14 protein-coding genes are annotated in these 16,522 nt (G+C 69.1%); 8 read left to right on the top strand and 6 right to left on the bottom strand.

Annotation, left to right across the window (positions count from 1 at the left end):
• Positions 1–73: 73 nt before the first annotated feature.
• The gene (locus tag AB0P21_RS37720) at positions 74–1,729 is read right to left on the bottom strand and encodes an FAD-binding dehydrogenase (RefSeq protein WP_363703643.1); all 1,656 of its coding nucleotides are present in this window, start codon (positions 1,727–1,729) and stop codon (positions 74–76) included.
• 90 nt (positions 1,730–1,819) lie between these two features.
• On the opposite strand from AB0P21_RS37720, the gene AB0P21_RS37725 reads away from it, so the two are divergent.
• Positions 1,820–3,727: a DUF5107 domain-containing protein gene (locus AB0P21_RS37725; RefSeq protein WP_363703645.1), complete on the top strand. Its 1,908-nt coding sequence runs from the start codon at positions 1,820–1,822 to the stop codon at positions 3,725–3,727.
• Positions 3,728–3,854: 127 nt separating this feature from the next.
• Positions 3,855–4,247, top strand: coding sequence for a DUF3592 domain-containing protein (locus tag AB0P21_RS37730; protein WP_363703647.1), 393 nt, complete (start codon positions 3,855–3,857; stop codon positions 4,245–4,247).
• Between the two features lie 85 nt (positions 4,248–4,332).
• Here AB0P21_RS37730 and AB0P21_RS37735 read toward each other — a convergent pair whose 3' ends face one another.
• Entirely contained in the window at positions 4,333–4,995 is a 663-nt protein-coding gene (locus AB0P21_RS37735) for a TetR/AcrR family transcriptional regulator (protein WP_363703649.1), read from the bottom strand.
• 155 nt (positions 4,996–5,150) lie between these two features.
• Here AB0P21_RS37735 and AB0P21_RS37740 point away from each other — a divergent pair, with 155 nt between their 5' ends.
• The 3 genes from AB0P21_RS37740 to AB0P21_RS37750 all read left to right on the top strand — a co-directional run bounded on the left by AB0P21_RS37740 (position 5,151) and on the right by AB0P21_RS37750 (position 7,082).
• Positions 5,151–6,311, top strand: a complete 1,161-nt coding sequence (locus tag AB0P21_RS37740; protein ID WP_363703651.1) for a phosphatidylinositol-specific phospholipase C1-like protein — start codon at positions 5,151–5,153, stop codon at positions 6,309–6,311.
• Between the two features lie 4 nt (positions 6,312–6,315).
• On the top strand, positions 6,316–6,768 hold the full coding sequence (locus tag AB0P21_RS37745; protein WP_363703653.1) for an OsmC family protein: 453 nt from the start codon (positions 6,316–6,318) through the stop codon (positions 6,766–6,768).
• Between the two features lie 140 nt (positions 6,769–6,908).
• A complete protein-coding gene (locus AB0P21_RS37750) occupies positions 6,909–7,082 on the top strand; it encodes a hypothetical protein (RefSeq protein WP_363703655.1) in 174 nt (57 codons plus the stop codon).
• Positions 7,083–7,137: 55 nt separating this feature from the next.
• Here AB0P21_RS37750 and AB0P21_RS37755 read toward each other — a convergent pair whose 3' ends face one another.
• A complete protein-coding gene (locus AB0P21_RS37755) occupies positions 7,138–8,292 on the bottom strand; it encodes an FUSC family protein (protein WP_363703657.1) in 1,155 nt (384 codons plus the stop codon).
• 93 nt (positions 8,293–8,385) lie between these two features.
• Between AB0P21_RS37755 and AB0P21_RS37760 the strand changes: the two genes are divergently transcribed.
• Complete coding sequence (locus tag AB0P21_RS37760) at positions 8,386–8,883, top strand: DUF5709 domain-containing protein (protein WP_363703659.1); 498 nt, start codon at positions 8,386–8,388, stop codon at positions 8,881–8,883.
• Here AB0P21_RS37760 and AB0P21_RS37765 read toward each other — a convergent pair.
• Positions 8,880–10,217 (bottom strand): cytochrome P450, encoded by a 1,338-nt coding sequence (locus AB0P21_RS37765; protein WP_363703661.1) that lies wholly within the window; start codon positions 10,215–10,217, stop codon positions 8,880–8,882. The two genes, AB0P21_RS37760 and AB0P21_RS37765, sit on opposite strands and share 4 nt — an antisense overlap.
• A 118-nt stretch (positions 10,218–10,335) precedes the next feature.
• On the bottom strand, positions 10,336–11,535 hold the full coding sequence (locus tag AB0P21_RS37770) for a helix-turn-helix domain-containing protein (protein WP_363703663.1): 1,200 nt from the start codon (positions 11,533–11,535) through the stop codon (positions 10,336–10,338).
• A 108-nt stretch (positions 11,536–11,643) separates the two neighbouring features.
• On the opposite strand from AB0P21_RS37770, the gene AB0P21_RS37775 reads away from it, so the two are divergent.
• Complete coding sequence (locus AB0P21_RS37775; protein WP_363703665.1) at positions 11,644–12,492, top strand: SGNH/GDSL hydrolase family protein; 849 nt, start codon at positions 11,644–11,646, stop codon at positions 12,490–12,492.
• Positions 12,489–13,322: a hypothetical protein gene (locus tag AB0P21_RS37780; RefSeq protein ID WP_363703667.1), complete on the top strand. Its 834-nt coding sequence runs from the start codon at positions 12,489–12,491 to the stop codon at positions 13,320–13,322. The genes AB0P21_RS37775 and AB0P21_RS37780 overlap by 4 nt, the downstream gene beginning before the upstream one ends.
• A gap of 51 nt (positions 13,323–13,373) precedes the next feature.
• Here the strand turns inward: AB0P21_RS37780 and AB0P21_RS37785 are convergent, their stop codons facing one another.
• Positions 13,374–16,397, bottom strand: coding sequence for a glycoside hydrolase family 38 C-terminal domain-containing protein (locus tag AB0P21_RS37785; protein ID WP_363703669.1), 3,024 nt, complete (start codon positions 16,395–16,397; stop codon positions 13,374–13,376).
• Between the last annotated feature and the right edge of the window lie 125 nt (positions 16,398–16,522).

A 16,522-nucleotide genomic window follows, 5' to 3' on the forward strand; every position in this document is an offset into this window, starting at 1 on the left:
CGCAACGCTAGGAGCCGGGTCGATACCCGGACAGGGGATCGGAGCACACAAGATCCCCTGTCCGGGTGGGTGCTCAGGACACTGCTTTGGCGGCGGCGCGACCCGCGGTCCGGCCGGTGAAGAGGCATCCTCCGACGAAGGTGCCTTCGAGCGACCGGTACCCGTGGATCCCGCCGCCGCCGAAGCCGGACACCTCTCCCGCCGCGTAGACACCGGGCAGCGGCGTGCCGTCGGAGCGCAGTACCCGGGCGTCGAGGTCGGTCTGCAGGCCGCCGAGCGACTTGCGGGTGAGGATGTTGAGCTTGACCGCGATCAGCGGGCCGGCCTTCGGGTCGAGGATCTTGTGCGGCGGCGCGACCCGGATCAGCTTGTCGCCGCGGTAGTTGCGGGCGCCGCGCAGCGCGGTGACCTGCAGGTCCTTGGTGAAGGTGTTGTCCATCTCCCGGTCCCGGGCCAGGATCTGGCGCTCCAGTTCGGAGTACTGGATCAGGTCGGTGCCGGTCACCTCGTTCATGCCGCGGACCAGGTCGGACAGGTTGTTCCGGACGACGAAGTCGGCGCCCTTGTCCATGAACGCCTGGACCGGCGCGGTCGCGCCGCCCTTGGCCCGGCCGAGCACGCCCTTGATGTCCTTGCCGGTCAGATCCGGGTTCTGCTCCTGGCCGGAGAGCGCGAACTCCTTCTCGATGATCTTCTGGGTGAGCACGAACCAGCTGTAGTCGTAGCCGGTGCTCATGATGTGCTCGAGGGTGCCGAGGGTGTCGAAGCCGGGGAACAACGGCACCGGCAGACGCTTGCCGGTGGCATCGAACCAGAGCGAGGACGGGCCGGGCAGGATCCGGATCCCGTGCAGCGGCCAGATCGGGTCCCAGTTCCGGATGCCCTCGGTGTAGTGCCACATCCGGTCGCGGTTCACGTGCCGGCCGCCGGCCGCCTCGGTGATGGCCAGCATCCGGCCGTCGACGTGCGCCGGTACGCCGGAGATCATCTCCTTCGGCGGTTTGCCCATCCGCTCCGGCCACGAGGCGCGGACCAGGTCGTGGTTGCCACCGATACCGCCGGAGGTGACGATCACCGCCTGCGCGGTCAGCGCGAAGTCCTCCACCTCGGTCCGCGAACTGGAGACGCCGCGCTCGACGGTGCTCGGCTCGAGCACCTTGCCCGAGACGCCGTCGACGACCCCGCCGGTCACGGTCAGCTCGTCGACCCGGTGCCGGAACCTGAACTCCACCAGCCCCTTGGCGACAGCCTCACGGACCCTGCGCTCGAACGGCGCGACCAGGCCCGGGCCGGTGCCCCAGGTGATGTGGAAGCGCGGGACCGAGTTGCCGTGGCCGTCGGCGTTGTAGCCGCCGCGCTCGGCCCAGCCGACCACCGGGAAGAACCGGACACCCTGGGCGTGCAGCCACGGCCGCTTCTCGCCCGCCGCGAAGTCGACGTACGCCTCGGCCCACCGCCGGGCCCACTTGTCCTCGTCGTCCAGCCGGTCGAAACCGGCCGAGCCGAGCCAGTCCTGGAATGCCAGATCGCGGGAGTCCTTGATGCCCATCCGGCGCTGCTCGGGTGAGTCCACGAACATCAGGCCGCCGAACGACCAGAACGCCTGCCCGCCCAGGGAGGCTTCCGGTTCCTGGTCGAGCAGCAGCACCTTCTTGCCCGCGTCGGCCAGCTCGGCGGTGGCGGCCAGCCCGGCCAGGCCGGCTCCCACCACGATCACATCTGCATCCATCGGTGCCCATCCCCTCGCGTCGGTCGTCCATGTATAGCCGACCTCCGGGCGCGCTGGACGTAACTGCGCAAAGTTGCAAGTATTTACCTGGTGACGACCCTTTCCGCGCAAGACCTGGTTCTGCCCGTCGCTGGTTTCGGCACGGAGAACCCGCTGCCGCCACTGCGCTCGGTGCAGGAGCTGCATCAGATCGACAACCTCGCCGAGCTGTCGCCGGAGATGCGCGGGAACATCGGCTTTGGGCAACTCGGTGGCACCCTGCCCTGTCTCGACCAGGACGGCTACGACCGCGAGCTGGTCGAGCGCGCGCTGCCGTCGCTGGTGCTGGAGAACAGTCACCTCCGCGCAACGATCCTGCCGAGTCTCGGCGGCCGGCTCTACTCCTTGGTGCACAAGCCGAGCGGCCAGGAGTTGCTGTACCGCAACCCGGTGCTCCAGCCGGCCAACCTCGCGCTGCGCAATGCCTGGTTCGCGGGCGGCGTCGAGTGGAACCTCGGCAGCACCGGTCACTGGACCGGCACCTGCTCACCGATGCACGCGGCCCGCGTCGACGGCCCGGACGGTACGCCGGTGCTGCGCCTCTGGGAGCTGGAGCGGACCCGCAACCTGGTCGTCCAGCTGGACTTCTGGCTCCCCGAGGACTCCGACCAGCTGTACGTCGGGGCGCGGATTCAGAACCCGTCGAGTGAGGCGGTCCCGGCGTACTGGTGGTCGAACATCGCGGTCGAGCAGTCGCCGGAGACGCGGGTGCTGGCGCCGGCCGACCAGGCCTGGCGGTTCGGCTACGGCAACCGGCTCGACCTGATCGGCGTACCGGAGTACGAGGGGAGTGATCTGACCTATCCGATGCGGCATCAGCGGGCGGTCGACTTCTTCTTCGAGGTACCGCCGGAGCAGCGGCCGTGGATCGCGTCGGTCGATGCTGAGGGCAACGGATTGGCGCAGGCCTCGACGGATCTGCTGCGGGGGCGGAAGTTGTTCGTGTGGGGTGAGGCCGAGGGTGGGCGGAGGTGGCAGGAGTGGCTGTCGCCGGGGCTGCAGGGGCATGGGTATGCCGAGATCCAGGCCGGGTTGGCCCGGACCCAGATGGAACACTTGAAGTTGCCTGCAGCAACGAACTGGCAATGGCTGGAGGCGTACGGGCGGGTGTCGGTCGATCCGGTCGCCGCGCACGCGGAGGACTGGGGGAAGGCGCGCGCCGCGGCGGGCGCAGTACTGGAGCCGGTGCTTGCCTCGTTGGCCAGTCGAGAAGAAGAGTGGTCGACCGTCATCGATGCGGAGCCGGCTGAGCAGTTGGCGACCGGGTCGGGATGGGGCGCGCTGGAGTTGCGGCGTACGGGGTGGAAGGTCTCCGCCGGTACGCCGTTCGCCGACGAGACGATGACGGACCGCGAACGCGCCTGGTTGCCGGTGCTGGAAGGGCGGATGCCCGAGCCGCTGTCGCCCGAGGATGCGCCGGACGGCACCTTGGTCGGGTGGAAGGACCTGCTCGAAGCGATCACGGATGACGACTGGCTGGTCTGGTACCACCGTGGCGTCGCCCGTTGGTACGCGGAAGACGAAGCGGGTGCGGTCGAAGCCTGGGAGCAGTCGCTGCGGCATCGGCCGACTGTCTGGGCGCGGCGCAATCTCGCCGTGTCTTCAGGCGAGTGGGAGCAGGCGATCAGCGAGGCGCCGCGCGAGTTGCTGCCGTTGTATGTAGAAGCCCTCGACTGGGCTGTGGAGAATCAGGACAGCCGGCTGGCCGCCGAGATCCATCGGAAGGCCTCCGAGGCGGTGCGGTCGCACCCGCGGATCGAGCTGGCCTGGGTCAAGCACTTGTTGCAGATCGGCGATGCCAGTGGCGCACAAGCCTTGCTGGACAAGGGAATCGAGCTGGCCGGGCTGCGCGAGGGCGTGAACCCGCTGGCGGAGTACTGGCAGTGGGCGCAGCGAGAGCTGGGCACGTCACGGCCGGTGCCGTCGCGGTATCAGTTCGGCATGTCCGGCGTCAGCTGAACCACAATTGTCATTACGTGGGAACCGACTGAGCTCAGCCGCCGTCTCACCGTTGTACGGGAAGGCCCGTACAGCCAGTTTCGACAACGACCGCGCCGCAGCGGGCGGCGCGTCGGGGGTGAGTGCCATGTTGACTATCGTTGTATTCGGTGGTTTAGGCCTGGTGCTGCTGGTCACGGCATGCATCGTGGCAGACATCGTTGCGGGCGTCCGGCGCCGCAGTGATGGGGTGGAGAAGACAGCCGGACGAGTGACGCGGGTGCGGGGACCGGTTCGCGGACAGCTCGAAAGTGGTGCGATGGCGGAGTGCTTGGAGATCACCGTCGAGTACTACACGCGGCACGGCGAGGGCCCGTTCCAGGTCCAGCGGATGATTCCGCTGGCCGCGGCGAGCAGCTACGCCAAGAACGACCGGGTGATCGTCAGCTACGACATCCGGGCGCCCCGGCGGGCGCGGATCGCGGGGAAGGTCAGCTACTGGCCGCAGATCGGCCCGCGATCCGCGATGTCGCAGGGGTAGGTCCTACTTCTCAGGCAGTTCAGAATGTGTGTTGCTCGAGCCAGCGCCTCCGGCTCGAGCAACTGGTGATTTCGGGGGCAGTAGTTCAGGCCCGCGGCTCGGCCGGCAGGTGCGGCTCGAGCAGGTGATGCAGGGCCGGGCGGCCTTGAGCCAGCACGTACTCCGCGTCGGCGGCCGGCACCCGGTCGGCCAGGTGGGCCAGCGCCTCGCCCATCGCGATCGTCAGCGTCACGCTCATCCGGAACTCGTGGCTGTCCGTCGCCCCGAACCGCAGCGTCAGCAGCTCGGCGAACTCGCCCGCGTGCTGATCGTCGAACTCACCCGGTGTCGTCTCGAGCTCCGGGTCGCCAAGGCCGCTCAGGACCACCGCGCGGAACCCAGGGTCGGTGTTGTGCATCTCGCGGAAGGTGTCCAGCGTGACGTCGACCGCCTCGCGCCAGTCGGCGACCACGGCCAGCCGCTCGCGGACCGTCTCGGTGTAGCGGTTCTGGTTGCGCCGCTCGATCGCCTGGATCAGGGTGCGCTTGTCCGGGAAGTAGCGGTAGACGCTGCCGACCGCGATCTCGGCGCGCCGGGCGATACTGCTGGTCGAGGCCGCGTCGTAGCCGCGCTCGACCACCTCGGCGCAGGCCGCGTCCAGGATGCGCTCGACCTGACGGTTGGCCCGGTCCTGGGTCGGCGTCCGGCGCAGCGGGTACGCCGTACCGGCGTCCGGGCCCGGCTCCTCGCCGGCGGCTGTGGTGACCATGGTCTTCATTGTGCCTCCAGCAGGGGACAACGTTGCCATCTGCACAGGGTCGGCAATGCACGATTTGCTGTCAGCTTGAGGTCAGCCGGATGACACCGGTCTAGACGACAATCACCCTGGAGATCGTCAGTCGGGTTGAGTGAGGGAGACAACAGATGCAGGTCAGCAGGAAACTCGTCGCGGGGCTCGCGTCCGTGGCCGTCGCCGGCGCCGGTCTCGCCGGCAGTGCGGCGCTGCCGGGCAAGGCGGAGGCGCAGACCTCCGGGTCCGGCGTACGGATGAACCAGGTCCAGCAGATCGGGTCGCACAACTCGTACCACCGGGAGCTGAGCGCGAACGAGCAGAAGGCGCAGCAGCAGCTGAACCCGGGAGCCGTCGACCTCTGGTACTCGCACGCCTCGATCCCGCAGCAGCTCGCGGACCAGAACGTCCGGTCGCTGGAGCTGGACCTGTTCCCGGACCCGGCCGGCGGGCTCTACACCTACCCGCTGCTGCGCAAGCTGACCGGTCAGGGTCCGCTCACCGACCCGGCGCTGGCCCAGCCGGGGATCAAGGTGCTGCACATCGCGGACTTCGACTACAACACCAACTGCCGGACCTTCGTGCTCTGCCTGCAGCAGGTCAAGGCGTGGAGCGACAAGAACCCGAACGCCGCGCCGATCACGATCAACCTCGAGCTGAAGCAGTCCGACCCGCAGGTGGTCGCCGCGGGCGGCGTGAAGGCTCCGCCGTGGGACCTGGGCAACCTGAACAGCGTCGACGCCGAGATCCGCTCGGTTTTCAGCGAGGACAGGCTGCTCTCGCCGGACGACGTCCGCAAGCCGGGCAAGACGCTGGAGCAGTCGGTGCTGACCAAGGGCTGGCCGACGCTCAAGCAGGCCCGCGGCAAGGTGCTGTTCTACTTCGACAACGGCGGCCCGGGCGAGATCCGCGACCTGTACCGCGACGGCAAGCCGAGCCTGGAGGGTCGCGCGGTCTTCACCCGCGGTCCCGAGGGCGAGCCGGATGCCGCGATCACCCAGGTGAACGACCCGCGGGGTGCGAACCAGGCGGAGATCCAGCGGCTGGTCAAGAAGGGGTACCTGATCCGGACCCGCTCCGACGAGCCGCTGTCCACGATCCGGGCGAACGAGACCAGCCGGGTCGGCGTCGCGCTGGCCAGCGGCGCGCAGTACGTGACGACGGACTTCCCGGTCGCCGGGATGGCAGCGCGGTACGACAGTGACTTCGTCGCCGACCTGCCGGGGCCGTTCGCCGTACGATTCAACCCTGTCACGGCGTCGAAGGGACACCGGGGCGCCGTCGCGGAGAGGTGAGTCGATGTCGGAGCACGTGGTGGACGTCAGTTGGAGCCGTGGTGAGCACGAGTTCACCTACCAGAGCTACAACCGCGACCACGAGTGGCGCTTCGACGGTGGAGTGACCGTGCCCGGCTCGGCCAATCCGGCGTACCTGGGCACGGACTCCGGCACGGTCGATCCGGAGGAGGCGTTCGTGGCGGCGCTGTCGTCGTGCCACATGCTGACCTTCCTCGCGATCGCGGCGAAGAAGCGGCTGGTGGTCGACAGTTACGTCGACCACGCGGTCGGCGTGATGGCCAAGAACGAGGCCGGCCGGGTGGCGGTCACCAAGGTGACGCTGCGGCCCGTCATTGTTTTCGCGGGGGAGACGCCGGACGAGGCCGTGCTGGATCGGCTGCATCACCTGTCGCATCAGGAGTGCTTCATTGCGAACTCGGTGACGACCGAAGTGGTGGTGGAGAAGGCCGGGTAAAGAAAGAACCACCCGGGTCGGCCTGAGCCTCGCGCAATCGGCGTCAGGATGACCAGCGGGTGGTTCTTGTAACGGTCCAGGCGGCGCGCTCGCATAATGGGCGCCTCTAGCGTCATGCGACTTCCGTGCGATCTACCTCGGTGGGGAAGATCGTTCGGGTACGCCGCCTGGCCGTTCGTCCGGTACGCGCCTTACTGCTTGGCGGCAGCGTCGCTCCGGTCGATTTCTGGGGTTTTGGCACTGCGGTCATCGCGGCGCAGGTGAACCTGCTCGGTGGCGATGACTGTCATCAGTCGGTGGATCGTCATGCCTAAGAGACGCACGGGCTCACCAGGTATGACGCGGATTCCGAAAAACTTTTTTCGACGCCTATTTCTCGTCTAATCCGTCAGGTCGGAGCGGGACCAAGGCGCGGGCCTCGTCGTACGTCGTACCGGTCAGCTCGAGCAGGTCGACGATGGTGGAGCGGATCTGGCCGAGGACCACCACGGCGGACAGCGCGGGTGGGGTCGGGAGGACCGCGGTACGGCGGCCGAGCTCGCCCAGGACGCGGTGCGCGGCGACGTCGGCGGCCGGTTCGAACAGGGATTCGGCGATCAGGCGGGTGCCGTCGGCCAGGCGGTCGAGCAGCAGCGGGTACTCGTCGGGCATCCGCTCGTCGCGCCAGACGGAGACGGCGGCCCGGCGTACCAGGACCCGGATGTTGCGGATCGCCCGGTCGAGGGGGATCACCAGGTCGGCGATCTCCTGGACCCGGCCGCGGTGCCGGCGGCGGAACGGGGAGAGCTGGATGACCGCGATGCCCTCGTCGGCGGCGCTGCGGAGGTCGTCCAGGAGGGCTTCGGACTCGCGGGCCCGGCGGAGCGCGTCGGTGACCGCCTCGTCGTCATGGTTGCGCAGGCCGTCGGCGGTCTCGACCAGGATCGCGGACAGCTCGTTCAGTACCGCGGTCGCTTGTTGCCTCGGGCGCCTGATTGCGGCGGCAGGCGCGATGGTTGCCGCTGCCAACGCGACGATGCCGCCGAGGACGGCGTCCACCCAGCGGTTGAAGGCGGCGCCGTCGCTGGGCAGCAGGGTGGTCACGATCGCGGCCTGGACGCCGGCCTGGGTGGTCATCAGGTTGCCGGCGCCGAGCAGTACGGCGATGCTCATCGCGAGCGCGACGACGAAGACGATCTGCAGCACCCCGGTGCCGAACAGCCGGACGAACAGGTCGCCGACGCCGACCCCGACGGCCACGCCGACCATCACCTCGGCGACCCGGCGCAGGCGCTGACCGAAGCTGAAGCCGAGGCAGACCATCGCGGCGACCGGGGCGAAGAAAGGTTGCTGATGGCCCAGGGCGTGCCGGGCGATCGCCCAGGCGATGGCGGCGGCCAGGGCGCACTGGGCGATGAAGAAGGCCCGGTTGCGCCAGCGCTCGAGGCGGCGGTTGACGGAGGCTCGGGAGCGCCGGGCGGCGCGCGGAGCGATGTCGTCGCGGAGCTCGCGCAACTGCTCCAGGGTCAGCCGGACCGGATCCATCCGCCCATCATCAGGGATGCCGTGGCGTGAGATGGGCACCGGGCTGCCGGGCGCCGCCTTGATTCAGGTGGCCCGGACAGCGAGGGTGGTGGCATGACCGAGAACAACCGTGAGGACTACGGCAGTTACAGCGTCGACGACGAGGACCAGCTGCAGGCCTCGGACACGCTGAACGACCGAGGCGTGGACGACCTGCTCGACGAGGGCTACTCGCCGCCGGAGAAGTGGTCCGCGGGCGAAGGCTTCGGGACCACCGCCGAGGAGGCGCTGGAGGGCGAGACGCTGGACCAGCGGATCGCGCAGGAGGAGCCGGACATCGACCCGTACGCCGAGGACGGCGAGAACGTCGGTGGTCCGGAGGTCGGCGAGGTCCGCTCCGGCCGGCTGGTCGCGCCTGACGAGGGTGCGGGAGCCGATGAGGAGAAGGATCTGGTGGCCGAGGACGTCGGCTTCGACGGCGCGGGAGCCAGCGCCGAGGAGGCGGCGGTTCACGTGGTGAACGACGACGAGCCGTTCGAGCTGGACGACGAGAGCGATCTCGCCGATCTCAAGGACGTGGACCTCGGCGACGTGGGCGACCTCGAAGACTAGGAGCGCTTTGTCGCGATGACCTCGCAGCCGCGGGACGGGACCAGGGTCACGTTCCGCGGCTGTGCTGTTTCTGCCTCCGGCCGGACCGCTCGTACGTCGTACTGGGTGAGGGCGGCGCGGAGGATCTCGGTGGACTCCAGCAGGGAGAAGCCGGCGCCGATGCAGCGCCGGGTGCCGCCGCCGAAGGGGATCCAGGTGCCGGCGGCCGGTGGGGTGTCGGTCAGGAAGCGTTCCGGGCGGAAGGTGCCGGCGCCGGGGAAGTTCTGCTCGTCGGCGTGGACCAGGCCCATGGCTGCCATCAGGGTGGTGCCGCGGGGGAGGCGGTAGCCGGCGATGGTGGTCGGCTCGGTGAGGCGGCGGCCTACCTGGTAGACGACCGGATGCAGGCGCAGGGCTTCTTTGCCCATGGCTTCGAGATAGTCGGCGTTGTTCGTGTCTGCTGCTTGCTGGGCGGCTTGCAACTGGTCAGGTCGGCGAGCCAGTTCGTGGAAGGCCCAGGCCAGTGAGGTCGCGGTGGTTTCGTGGCCGGCGAGCAGCAGGGTGACCAGCTGGTCGCGCAGCTCGATGTCCGACCAGGTGCCTGCGGCAAGCAGTTTGGAGAGTACGTCGTTGCGCTCGGCAAGCTCCGGGTCCGTGCGCCGGCGGGCGATCTCGTCGTACAGGATCTCGTCGACCTGCTGCTGGGCCTGCAGGAAGGTGCGCCACGGTGGCAGCTTGAGCAGCTTGGGGTAGAAGGCGCCGAGCATCATGACCGGCCCGACCGAGACCACCTTCTCGACCAGCGGACGCAACCGGTCCAGCCGGTCCGAGTCGGTGACGCCGAAGACCACCTGCAGGATCACCTCGAGGGTGAGATCCCGCATCCGCTCGTGCAGGCGGAACGGCGTACCGATCGGCCAGGTCTTGACCGCCTCGCGGGCCAGGACGGCGATCATCTCGGAGTACCCGCGCAGCGCGTGCCCGTTGAAGGCCGGCATCAGCTGCCGTCGCATCCGGACGTGATCGTCGTCGTCGACCAGCAACAGCGAGTGCTGCCCCATGATCGGCGCCAGCGCGGTGTTGCCCTCACCTGCGTGCACGACTGATGGCGGGGTGCTGAACACCTCGCGGATGTGGTCCGGTCGGCTGAGCACCACGACGACTCGGCTGGACGGAACGAGCCGGATCGTGAAGACATCTCCGTACTTTGCCCGCAGTTGCGGGAAGAAGGTCTTGCGGTGCCGGGCGAACATCACTGTCTGCACGAAGGTTGGTAGGCGCGATCCGGGTGGTAGCGAGCGAGCGGTCTCTCGATCGAGCGTGCGCGCGCCGAGCAAGGGCGTAGGCGGGGTCATGGCACCTCCCAGGTCTGACTGCCACGCTACGACAGCATCGTGAACGAGGGGAGTCGGCCGGGTGGCGTGCTCGCGGTCGGGGGCGGCGGTCGCGGTGGGCGGTGGCGTGCTCGCGGGGTCAGGAGGCGTCGTGAGCAGCTAGCGCGGCGACCAGGCGGGGTAGTTGCTCGGTCTGGGCGGGATCGAGGCCGGTGAGCTTGCCGACCTGGCGCAGGCGGTAGTCGACAGTGTTGGCGTGGACGTGCAGCTCGGCGGCGGTCTGTCGCCGGTTCCGGCCGTGGCCGAGGTAGCAGCGCAGCGTCTGCAGGAGATCCGGCCGGGTCATCAGCGGAGCCAGCAGCAACGCCAGCTGATCGCGTGCCGGGCTCGGCCGGGTCAGCTGGTACTCGAGCACCAGGTCCTCGAGCCGGTGCACTCCGGCCGGCAGTCGATAGATCCGCACGACGTCCAGCAGCTCACGCACCAACTCCACCGCCGCCGGAATCTCCTCCGGCGTCGCGGCGGTCGCGCTCATGGTCACCTGAACGCCGGACGCTTTGCTCATCCTGAGTCGCAACTCTTCAAGCTGGATTAAGGATTCGGGCAGCAAGGCAATGCCGTCAGCGGGCGTCAGACTCGACATCGCCGGTCCGGCCGGCGCGCGGTCGAGCTCCAGCCGGATCCGCCGAAGCTTGCGGCGGGCAACGATTTCGGCATCCACGCCGGGCTGCTGCTCGTCGGGGTGGGCGCCGAACGCCAGCCCGAGTACGACGTACCGGCTGGGGAGGCGGAGGCCGGCCCGGCTGGCGACCTCGGCCGCGGGACCGCCGTCGAGCAGGGTGGCGAGGAGGGACTGCCGGGTCGCCAGGTCCTCGCCGGCGATGGTCTGGCGTTCCTGGAAGTAGCTGGACGAGACCGCGGCGGTGACGAGCTGGAGGAAGTCGAGGATGAGCCGGTTCAGGGTGAGCGCGTCGGCGAGCTCCTCCGGCCGGAAGCCGGTGGCGACGTGATCCGCGCAGATCCGGCCGCCCAGGTGGTACGCCGCCAGCAGTGCTTCGAGCGGGACACCTTCCTCGGCTCGGCGGGTGGCTGACTCGCGGAGTGGTTCGAGCGACTCGCTGGTCGGTGGCCGGCCGGTCCGGAACGTCTCGATGAAGGCGCGCAGCGTGCGGTCGGTGACCCGGCGGATGTCGCCTTGCAGCTCCTCGTGCGGGAGCTGGGCGTAGAGCGGGATCGCGGTGACCAGTTGCTCCAGGACGGTGTCGACCAGTCGGCCGAGATTGCTGGTCAGTACCTCGTGGGCGGGGACGCCGCCGACCAGCAGTTTGTGATCTGTCACAACTGTTGCCCCCTGAAGTCTGGGGTGCGCCCCAGCGACCTGGCCATGCTTTGTGTTCGAACATTACTCATCAAGCTTCTGGTGATCAAAAGAATGCGGAGGGTGAGGATGTTCGGACGACGCTCGCTGGGGTTGGCCGGAGCGGTGGCGCTGCTGGCCGGCGTACTGGCTTCGGCTACCACCACCGCTCAGGCCGCGGATCCGCTGGAGTACGTCGCGATCGGCGACTCGTCGGCAGCCGGGCCGCTGATCCCGTGGCAGATCGACCTCGCGTGCCTGCGGTCGGGCGTCAACTACCCGCACATCGCGGCCAAGCAACTCGGGGCGCGGTTGACCGACGTGACTTGCTCGGGGGCGGTGATCCCTGATTTCACCGGTCGGCAGTTCGGCATCCTGGCGCCGCAGTTCAATTCGCTGAAATCGACGACCGACTTGGTGACGGTCGCCATCGGCGGGAACGACACCGGACTGGTGACCGCGGCGCTGAGCTGCATCAATCTGCTGCCGCCGCCTGCTGGTTCCTCGTGCAAGGCGCGCTTCACCGCGGGCGGGAAGGACCAGCTCGCTGCCCGCATCACGGCGACTGGGCCGGCAGTTGGCGCCGCGCTCGAGCGGATCCGTGAGTTGTCGCCGCACGCGAAGATCCTGGTCACCGGCTACGGGACCTACATCCGCCCGAACGGCTGCTGGCCGCTGGTGCCGGTCTGGTCCGCTGACGCCAACTATCTCCAGGCGACGGTCGACCGGCTCAACACGATGCTTGCCCAGCAAGCTGCCGCGCACGGGGCGGAGTACGTCGATCTGCGGACGCCGAGCATCGGGCATGACGCGTGCGCGCCGGTTGGGTCGCGGTGGCTGGAGGGTTTGATCCCCAGCTCGATCGCAGCACCGCTGCATCCCAGTCAGGCAGGTATGGCCGCCTTCGGCCGCATCGTCGCCACCCAGGCAGCACGATGAAGAGGCTCGCACTCTCGTTGCTGACAGCAACTTCCCTGCTGTTCACCCCAGCGCTCGCCGCCGCCTCGCCTGCGTCAGGCTCGCAGAGCCTGGCTGTCTCAGCCAGTGGAGTTGATCCGCGGTGGGCTCAGCCTGGCCCATCGGCGGTCAAGGTCAAGGTCTTGGCCAATCACACGCTCTACTACCCGGCGACGCTGACCGGGCGGCGACCGGTGGTGCTCTGGGGGAACGGGACCTTTGAGGTGCCGGAGTCCTACGGCGGACTCCTGCGGCACCTGGCCAGTCACGGGTTCATCGTCGCGGCGGCCAACACCGAGCAGTCCGGGAGTGGAACCGAAATCAAGGCGGGGATCGACCTGCTGGCGGGCTTCGACCGTGATCCGGGAAGTGAGTTCTACCGGCACGTCGATCTGGAGCACATCGGTGCGTCCGGGCACTCGCAAGGCGGCGCGGGGGCGATCAACGCCGGGCAGGACCAGCGGGTCGACACGACCGTTCCGATTCAGCCAGGGCCGTTGGCGGCGCCGGGTCAGCTCAAGGGGCCGGCGCTCTTCCTGTCCGGATCCTACGACCTGATTGTGCTGCCGCTTCTCGTGCAGTTGATGTGGCTGCTGGCCCCGCAGGTGCCGGCCGTCTACGGGTCGTTGCGTGGGGCAACACATCCCGAGGCGACGGGTGATGGCGGCGGGTTCCGCGGCGTGGTGACCGCCTGGTTCGCCTACCAGTTGACCGGCAACAGCGCCGCGGCGGCCGAGTTCACCGGGCCGGGCTGTGGGTTGTGCACCGACTCGGCATGGACCGACGTACGGCGGAACGCCAAAGCGAGCTGAGAAACGGCAGAAGGGCCGCCCCGGGACATGGGCGGCCCTTCCAGCGTCGAATCAGGCGCGCGTGAAGCGCAGGGTGAGGATCTGGAACGGGCGGAGCTCGAAGCTCACCGCGTTGCCGGTGAGTTCGCGGTCGGTCAGGTGCCGCTCGAGCAGGTCGACCTCGGTCACCGAGCCGGCCGCGAAGCCGGTGGTGAGGGTGGTGCGTGCGCGGCCGCCGGACGACTCGTAGAGCCGGACGACGACGTCGCCGGACTGGTCGTCGGCCAGCTTGACCGCCTCGACGATCACATTGCCGTTGTCGAGAGCAACGATCGGGTCGGTGCCCTCGGCCCCGGTCACGACCCGCTCCGGCAGGTTGATCCGGTAGCCCTCCTCGATCGCCTCCGGGATCCCGGCGCCGACGACGAGCGCGTGGTTGACCACGTGCACGCCCTGGTCGGTCTGCGGGTCGGGGAAGCGCGGCGCCCGGATCAGCGAGGTGCGGATCGTGGTGGTGGTGCCACCGTCCTCGCGGGCGGTCCGGTTCACGTCGTGCCCGTACGTCGAGTCGTTGACCACGGCCACGCCGTAGCCGGGCTCGCCGACGTGCAGCCAGCGGTGCGCCGCGATCTCGAACTTCGCCGCGTCCCACGAGGTGTTCTGGTGGGTCGGCCGGAAGATGTGCCCGAACTGGGTCTCCGACGCCGACCGGTCGGCGTGCACGTCGACCGGGAAGGACGCCTTGAGGAACTTCTCCGACTCGTGCCAGTCCATCGAGGTCTCGATGTCGACCCGCTTCGCGCCCGGCCGCAGCCGCAGCGTCTGGTTGACGCTGGACCGGTTGAAGGAACGCTTCACCACGACCGTGGCGACCCCGTCGACCGTGCTGAACTCGACGCTGTCGACCTCGGTGATGTCACGGACGTTGTTCTTGTAGAACGAGTCGACGTCCCAGGCATCCCACTGGTTCGGGGTGTCCACGTGCAGCTGCAGCAGGTTCGCAGTACTGCCCGGAGCGATCACCTCGCGGCGTGCTGCCACGTCGTACAGGCTGGTGATCAGGCCACGCTCGTCGATCGTCACCCGGATCACGCCGTTGTCGAGAACGCCGTCCTCGATCGTCGCCGCCGGGCCTTCGCCGACCGTGATTCCCGCGCCGAGTCCGGCGATGCCCTCACGGGCGTGCGGCGCGCCGTTGAAGACGATCTGCGCGTCACCGGTGCCGGCCAGCGCCTGCTGCGCCTTGCCGATGATCGCCTCGAGCTCGGCCGCCAGCTTCGCGTACGTCGCCTCGGCCTCGCGGTGCACCCAGGCGATCGAGCTGCCCGGCAGGATGTCGTGGAACTGGTTCAGCAGCACGGCCTTCCAGATCCGGTCCAGCTCCTCGTACGGGTAGACGTCGAGCTTGCCGGCCACCACGGCCGCGGCGGACCACAGCTCGGCCTCGCGCAGCAGGTGCTCGCTGCGCCGGTTGCCCTGCTTGGTCTTGGCCTGCGAGGTGTACGTCGCGCGGTGGATCTCCAGGTAGAGCTCACCCGACCAGACCGGCGCGTTCGGGTACTCCTCCTGCGCAGCGCTGAAGAACTCGGTCGGCGACTCGATCGTCACCCGCGGCGAGGACTCCAGGTTGGCCACCCGGCGGGCCGTCGCGACGAACTCGCGGGTGGGGCCGCCACCGCCGTCGCCGTACCCGAACGGGACCAGCGAGCGGGTCGCGGAGCCGTTCTCGGCGAAGTTGCGCTGGGCGTGTGCCAGCTCGCGGCCGGACAGGTCGGAGTTGTAGGTGTCGATCGGCGGGAAGTGGGTGAACACCTGGGTGCCGTCGAGGCCCTCCCACAGGAAGGTGTGGTGCGGGAACTTGTTCTTCTGGTTCCAGGAGATCTTCTGGGTCAGGAACCACTTCGAGCCGGACAGCTTGACCAGCTGCGGCAGCGCGGCGGTGTAGCCGAACGAGTCCGGCAGCCAGACCTCCTGGGTGTCGATGCCGTACTCGTCCAGGAAGAACCGCTTGCCGTGCACGAACTGCCGGGCCAGCGCCTCGCCACCGGGCAGGTTGGTGTCGGACTCGACCCACATCCCGCCGACCGGGACGATCGTGCCCTCGGCAACGGCCTTCTTCAGCCGCTCCCAGACCTCGGGGTAGTTGTCCTTCACCCAGGCGTGCTGCTGGGCCTGCGAGAAGGCGAAGACCAGCTCGGGGTACTCCTCGGCCAGGGTGGCGACGTTGGAGATCGTCCGGGCCACCTTTCGGCGGGTCTCCCGCAGCGGCCAGAGCCAGGCGGAGTCGATGTGCGCGTGCCCGACGGCCGACAGCTGGTGCGCGCTCGCGTGGGCCGGGCGGCTCAGTACGTCGGTCAGCTCGGCGCGGGCGTCGGTCGCAGTACCGGGGACGTCCTCGTAGTCGAGCACGTCGAGGGCGCGGCTCAGCGCGCGGAGAATCTCGCGGCTGCGCGGCTCCTGCTTCGGCAGCTCCTTCTGCAGGCCGTTGAGGGCCTCCAGGTCGAGGATCAGGTCCCAGACCTCGGCGTTGAAGACGGCCAGGTCGGCGCGGGTCAGCTGGTAGATCGGCTTGCCGCCCGGCTCCGGCTTCGAGCCCATGTCGGAGGAGATCGGGGCGAAGGCGTTGTACCCCAGTACCTCGGGGTTGGCGGCGGCCTCGACGTAGAACTCGATCGAGTCGCCGGCCGCTGCCGCAGTACCGTCCGGGCCGAGGATGGAGAGCGGCGCGTAGGTCTGGCGCGGGTGCAGGCCCTTCAGCGGGACGCCCTTGGTGGTGTGCACCAGGCCCTCCGCGGAGAAGCCCGGACCGCCGCTGAAGCCGAGGTCGATGACCGCCTCGATCTCAGCCCCGGCCCACTCGGCCGGCACCTGGCCGCTGAAGTGGAACCAGGCGGTGCCCCAGGCCGGTCCCCAGGCCAGGCCGATCTCGGCCGGCTCGTAGGAGGCCGCGAGCGCCTCCGAGGGCGGCACCGGCTCACCAGGCGCGTGCCACACCTTGATGTCCAGTGGGACGGCCGCGCCGTAGATCGCGGGGCGGATCCGCTCCCGCAGGGCGCGCTGGAGCCGCTCCTCGATGAGTTGACGGTCGTCGTGCACGAAATCATCCTCCGATGAAGGTCTGGCGCGGCCCTCGCGGCCGGTGCGATGACAACGCTGTCACATCCACCCGGGGCCCGTCCACACCCTGTTCGTTCCAGCACTGTAAGTAGCCTCCGAACCAC

The sequence above is a fragment of the Kribbella sp. NPDC056861 genome, from assembly GCF_040687575.1.
Classification (GTDB): Bacteria; Actinomycetota; Actinomycetes; order Propionibacteriales; family Kribbellaceae; genus Kribbella.

Excerpts from the sequence above, each read along its gene's own strand:
- AB0P21_RS37745 (WP_363703653.1), top strand. The coding sequence starts at position 6,316 with ATGTCGGAGCACGTGGTGGACGTCAGTTGGAGCCGTGGTGAGCACGAG.
- AB0P21_RS37760 (WP_363703659.1), top strand. The coding sequence starts at position 8,386 with ATGACCGAGAACAACCGTGAGGACTACGGCAGTTACAGCGTCGACGAC.
- AB0P21_RS37740 (WP_363703651.1), top strand. The coding sequence starts at position 5,151 with ATGCAGGTCAGCAGGAAACTCGTCGCGGGGCTCGCGTCCGTGGCCGTC.
- AB0P21_RS37765 (WP_363703661.1), bottom strand. The coding sequence starts at position 10,217 with ATGACCCCGCCTACGCCCTTGCTCGGCGCGCGCACGCTCGATCGAGAG.
- AB0P21_RS37730 (WP_363703647.1), top strand. The coding sequence starts at position 3,855 with ATGTTGACTATCGTTGTATTCGGTGGTTTAGGCCTGGTGCTGCTGGTC.
- AB0P21_RS37775 (WP_363703665.1), top strand. The coding sequence starts at position 11,644 with ATGTTCGGACGACGCTCGCTGGGGTTGGCCGGAGCGGTGGCGCTGCTG.
- AB0P21_RS37720 (WP_363703643.1), bottom strand. The coding sequence starts at position 1,729 with ATGGATGCAGATGTGATCGTGGTGGGAGCCGGCCTGGCCGGGCTGGCC.
- AB0P21_RS37755 (WP_363703657.1), bottom strand. The coding sequence starts at position 8,292 with ATGGATCCGGTCCGGCTGACCCTGGAGCAGTTGCGCGAGCTCCGCGAC.
- AB0P21_RS37735 (WP_363703649.1), bottom strand. The coding sequence starts at position 4,995 with ATGGTCACCACAGCCGCCGGCGAGGAGCCGGGCCCGGACGCCGGTACG.
- AB0P21_RS37780 (WP_363703667.1), top strand. The coding sequence starts at position 12,489 with ATGAAGAGGCTCGCACTCTCGTTGCTGACAGCAACTTCCCTGCTGTTC.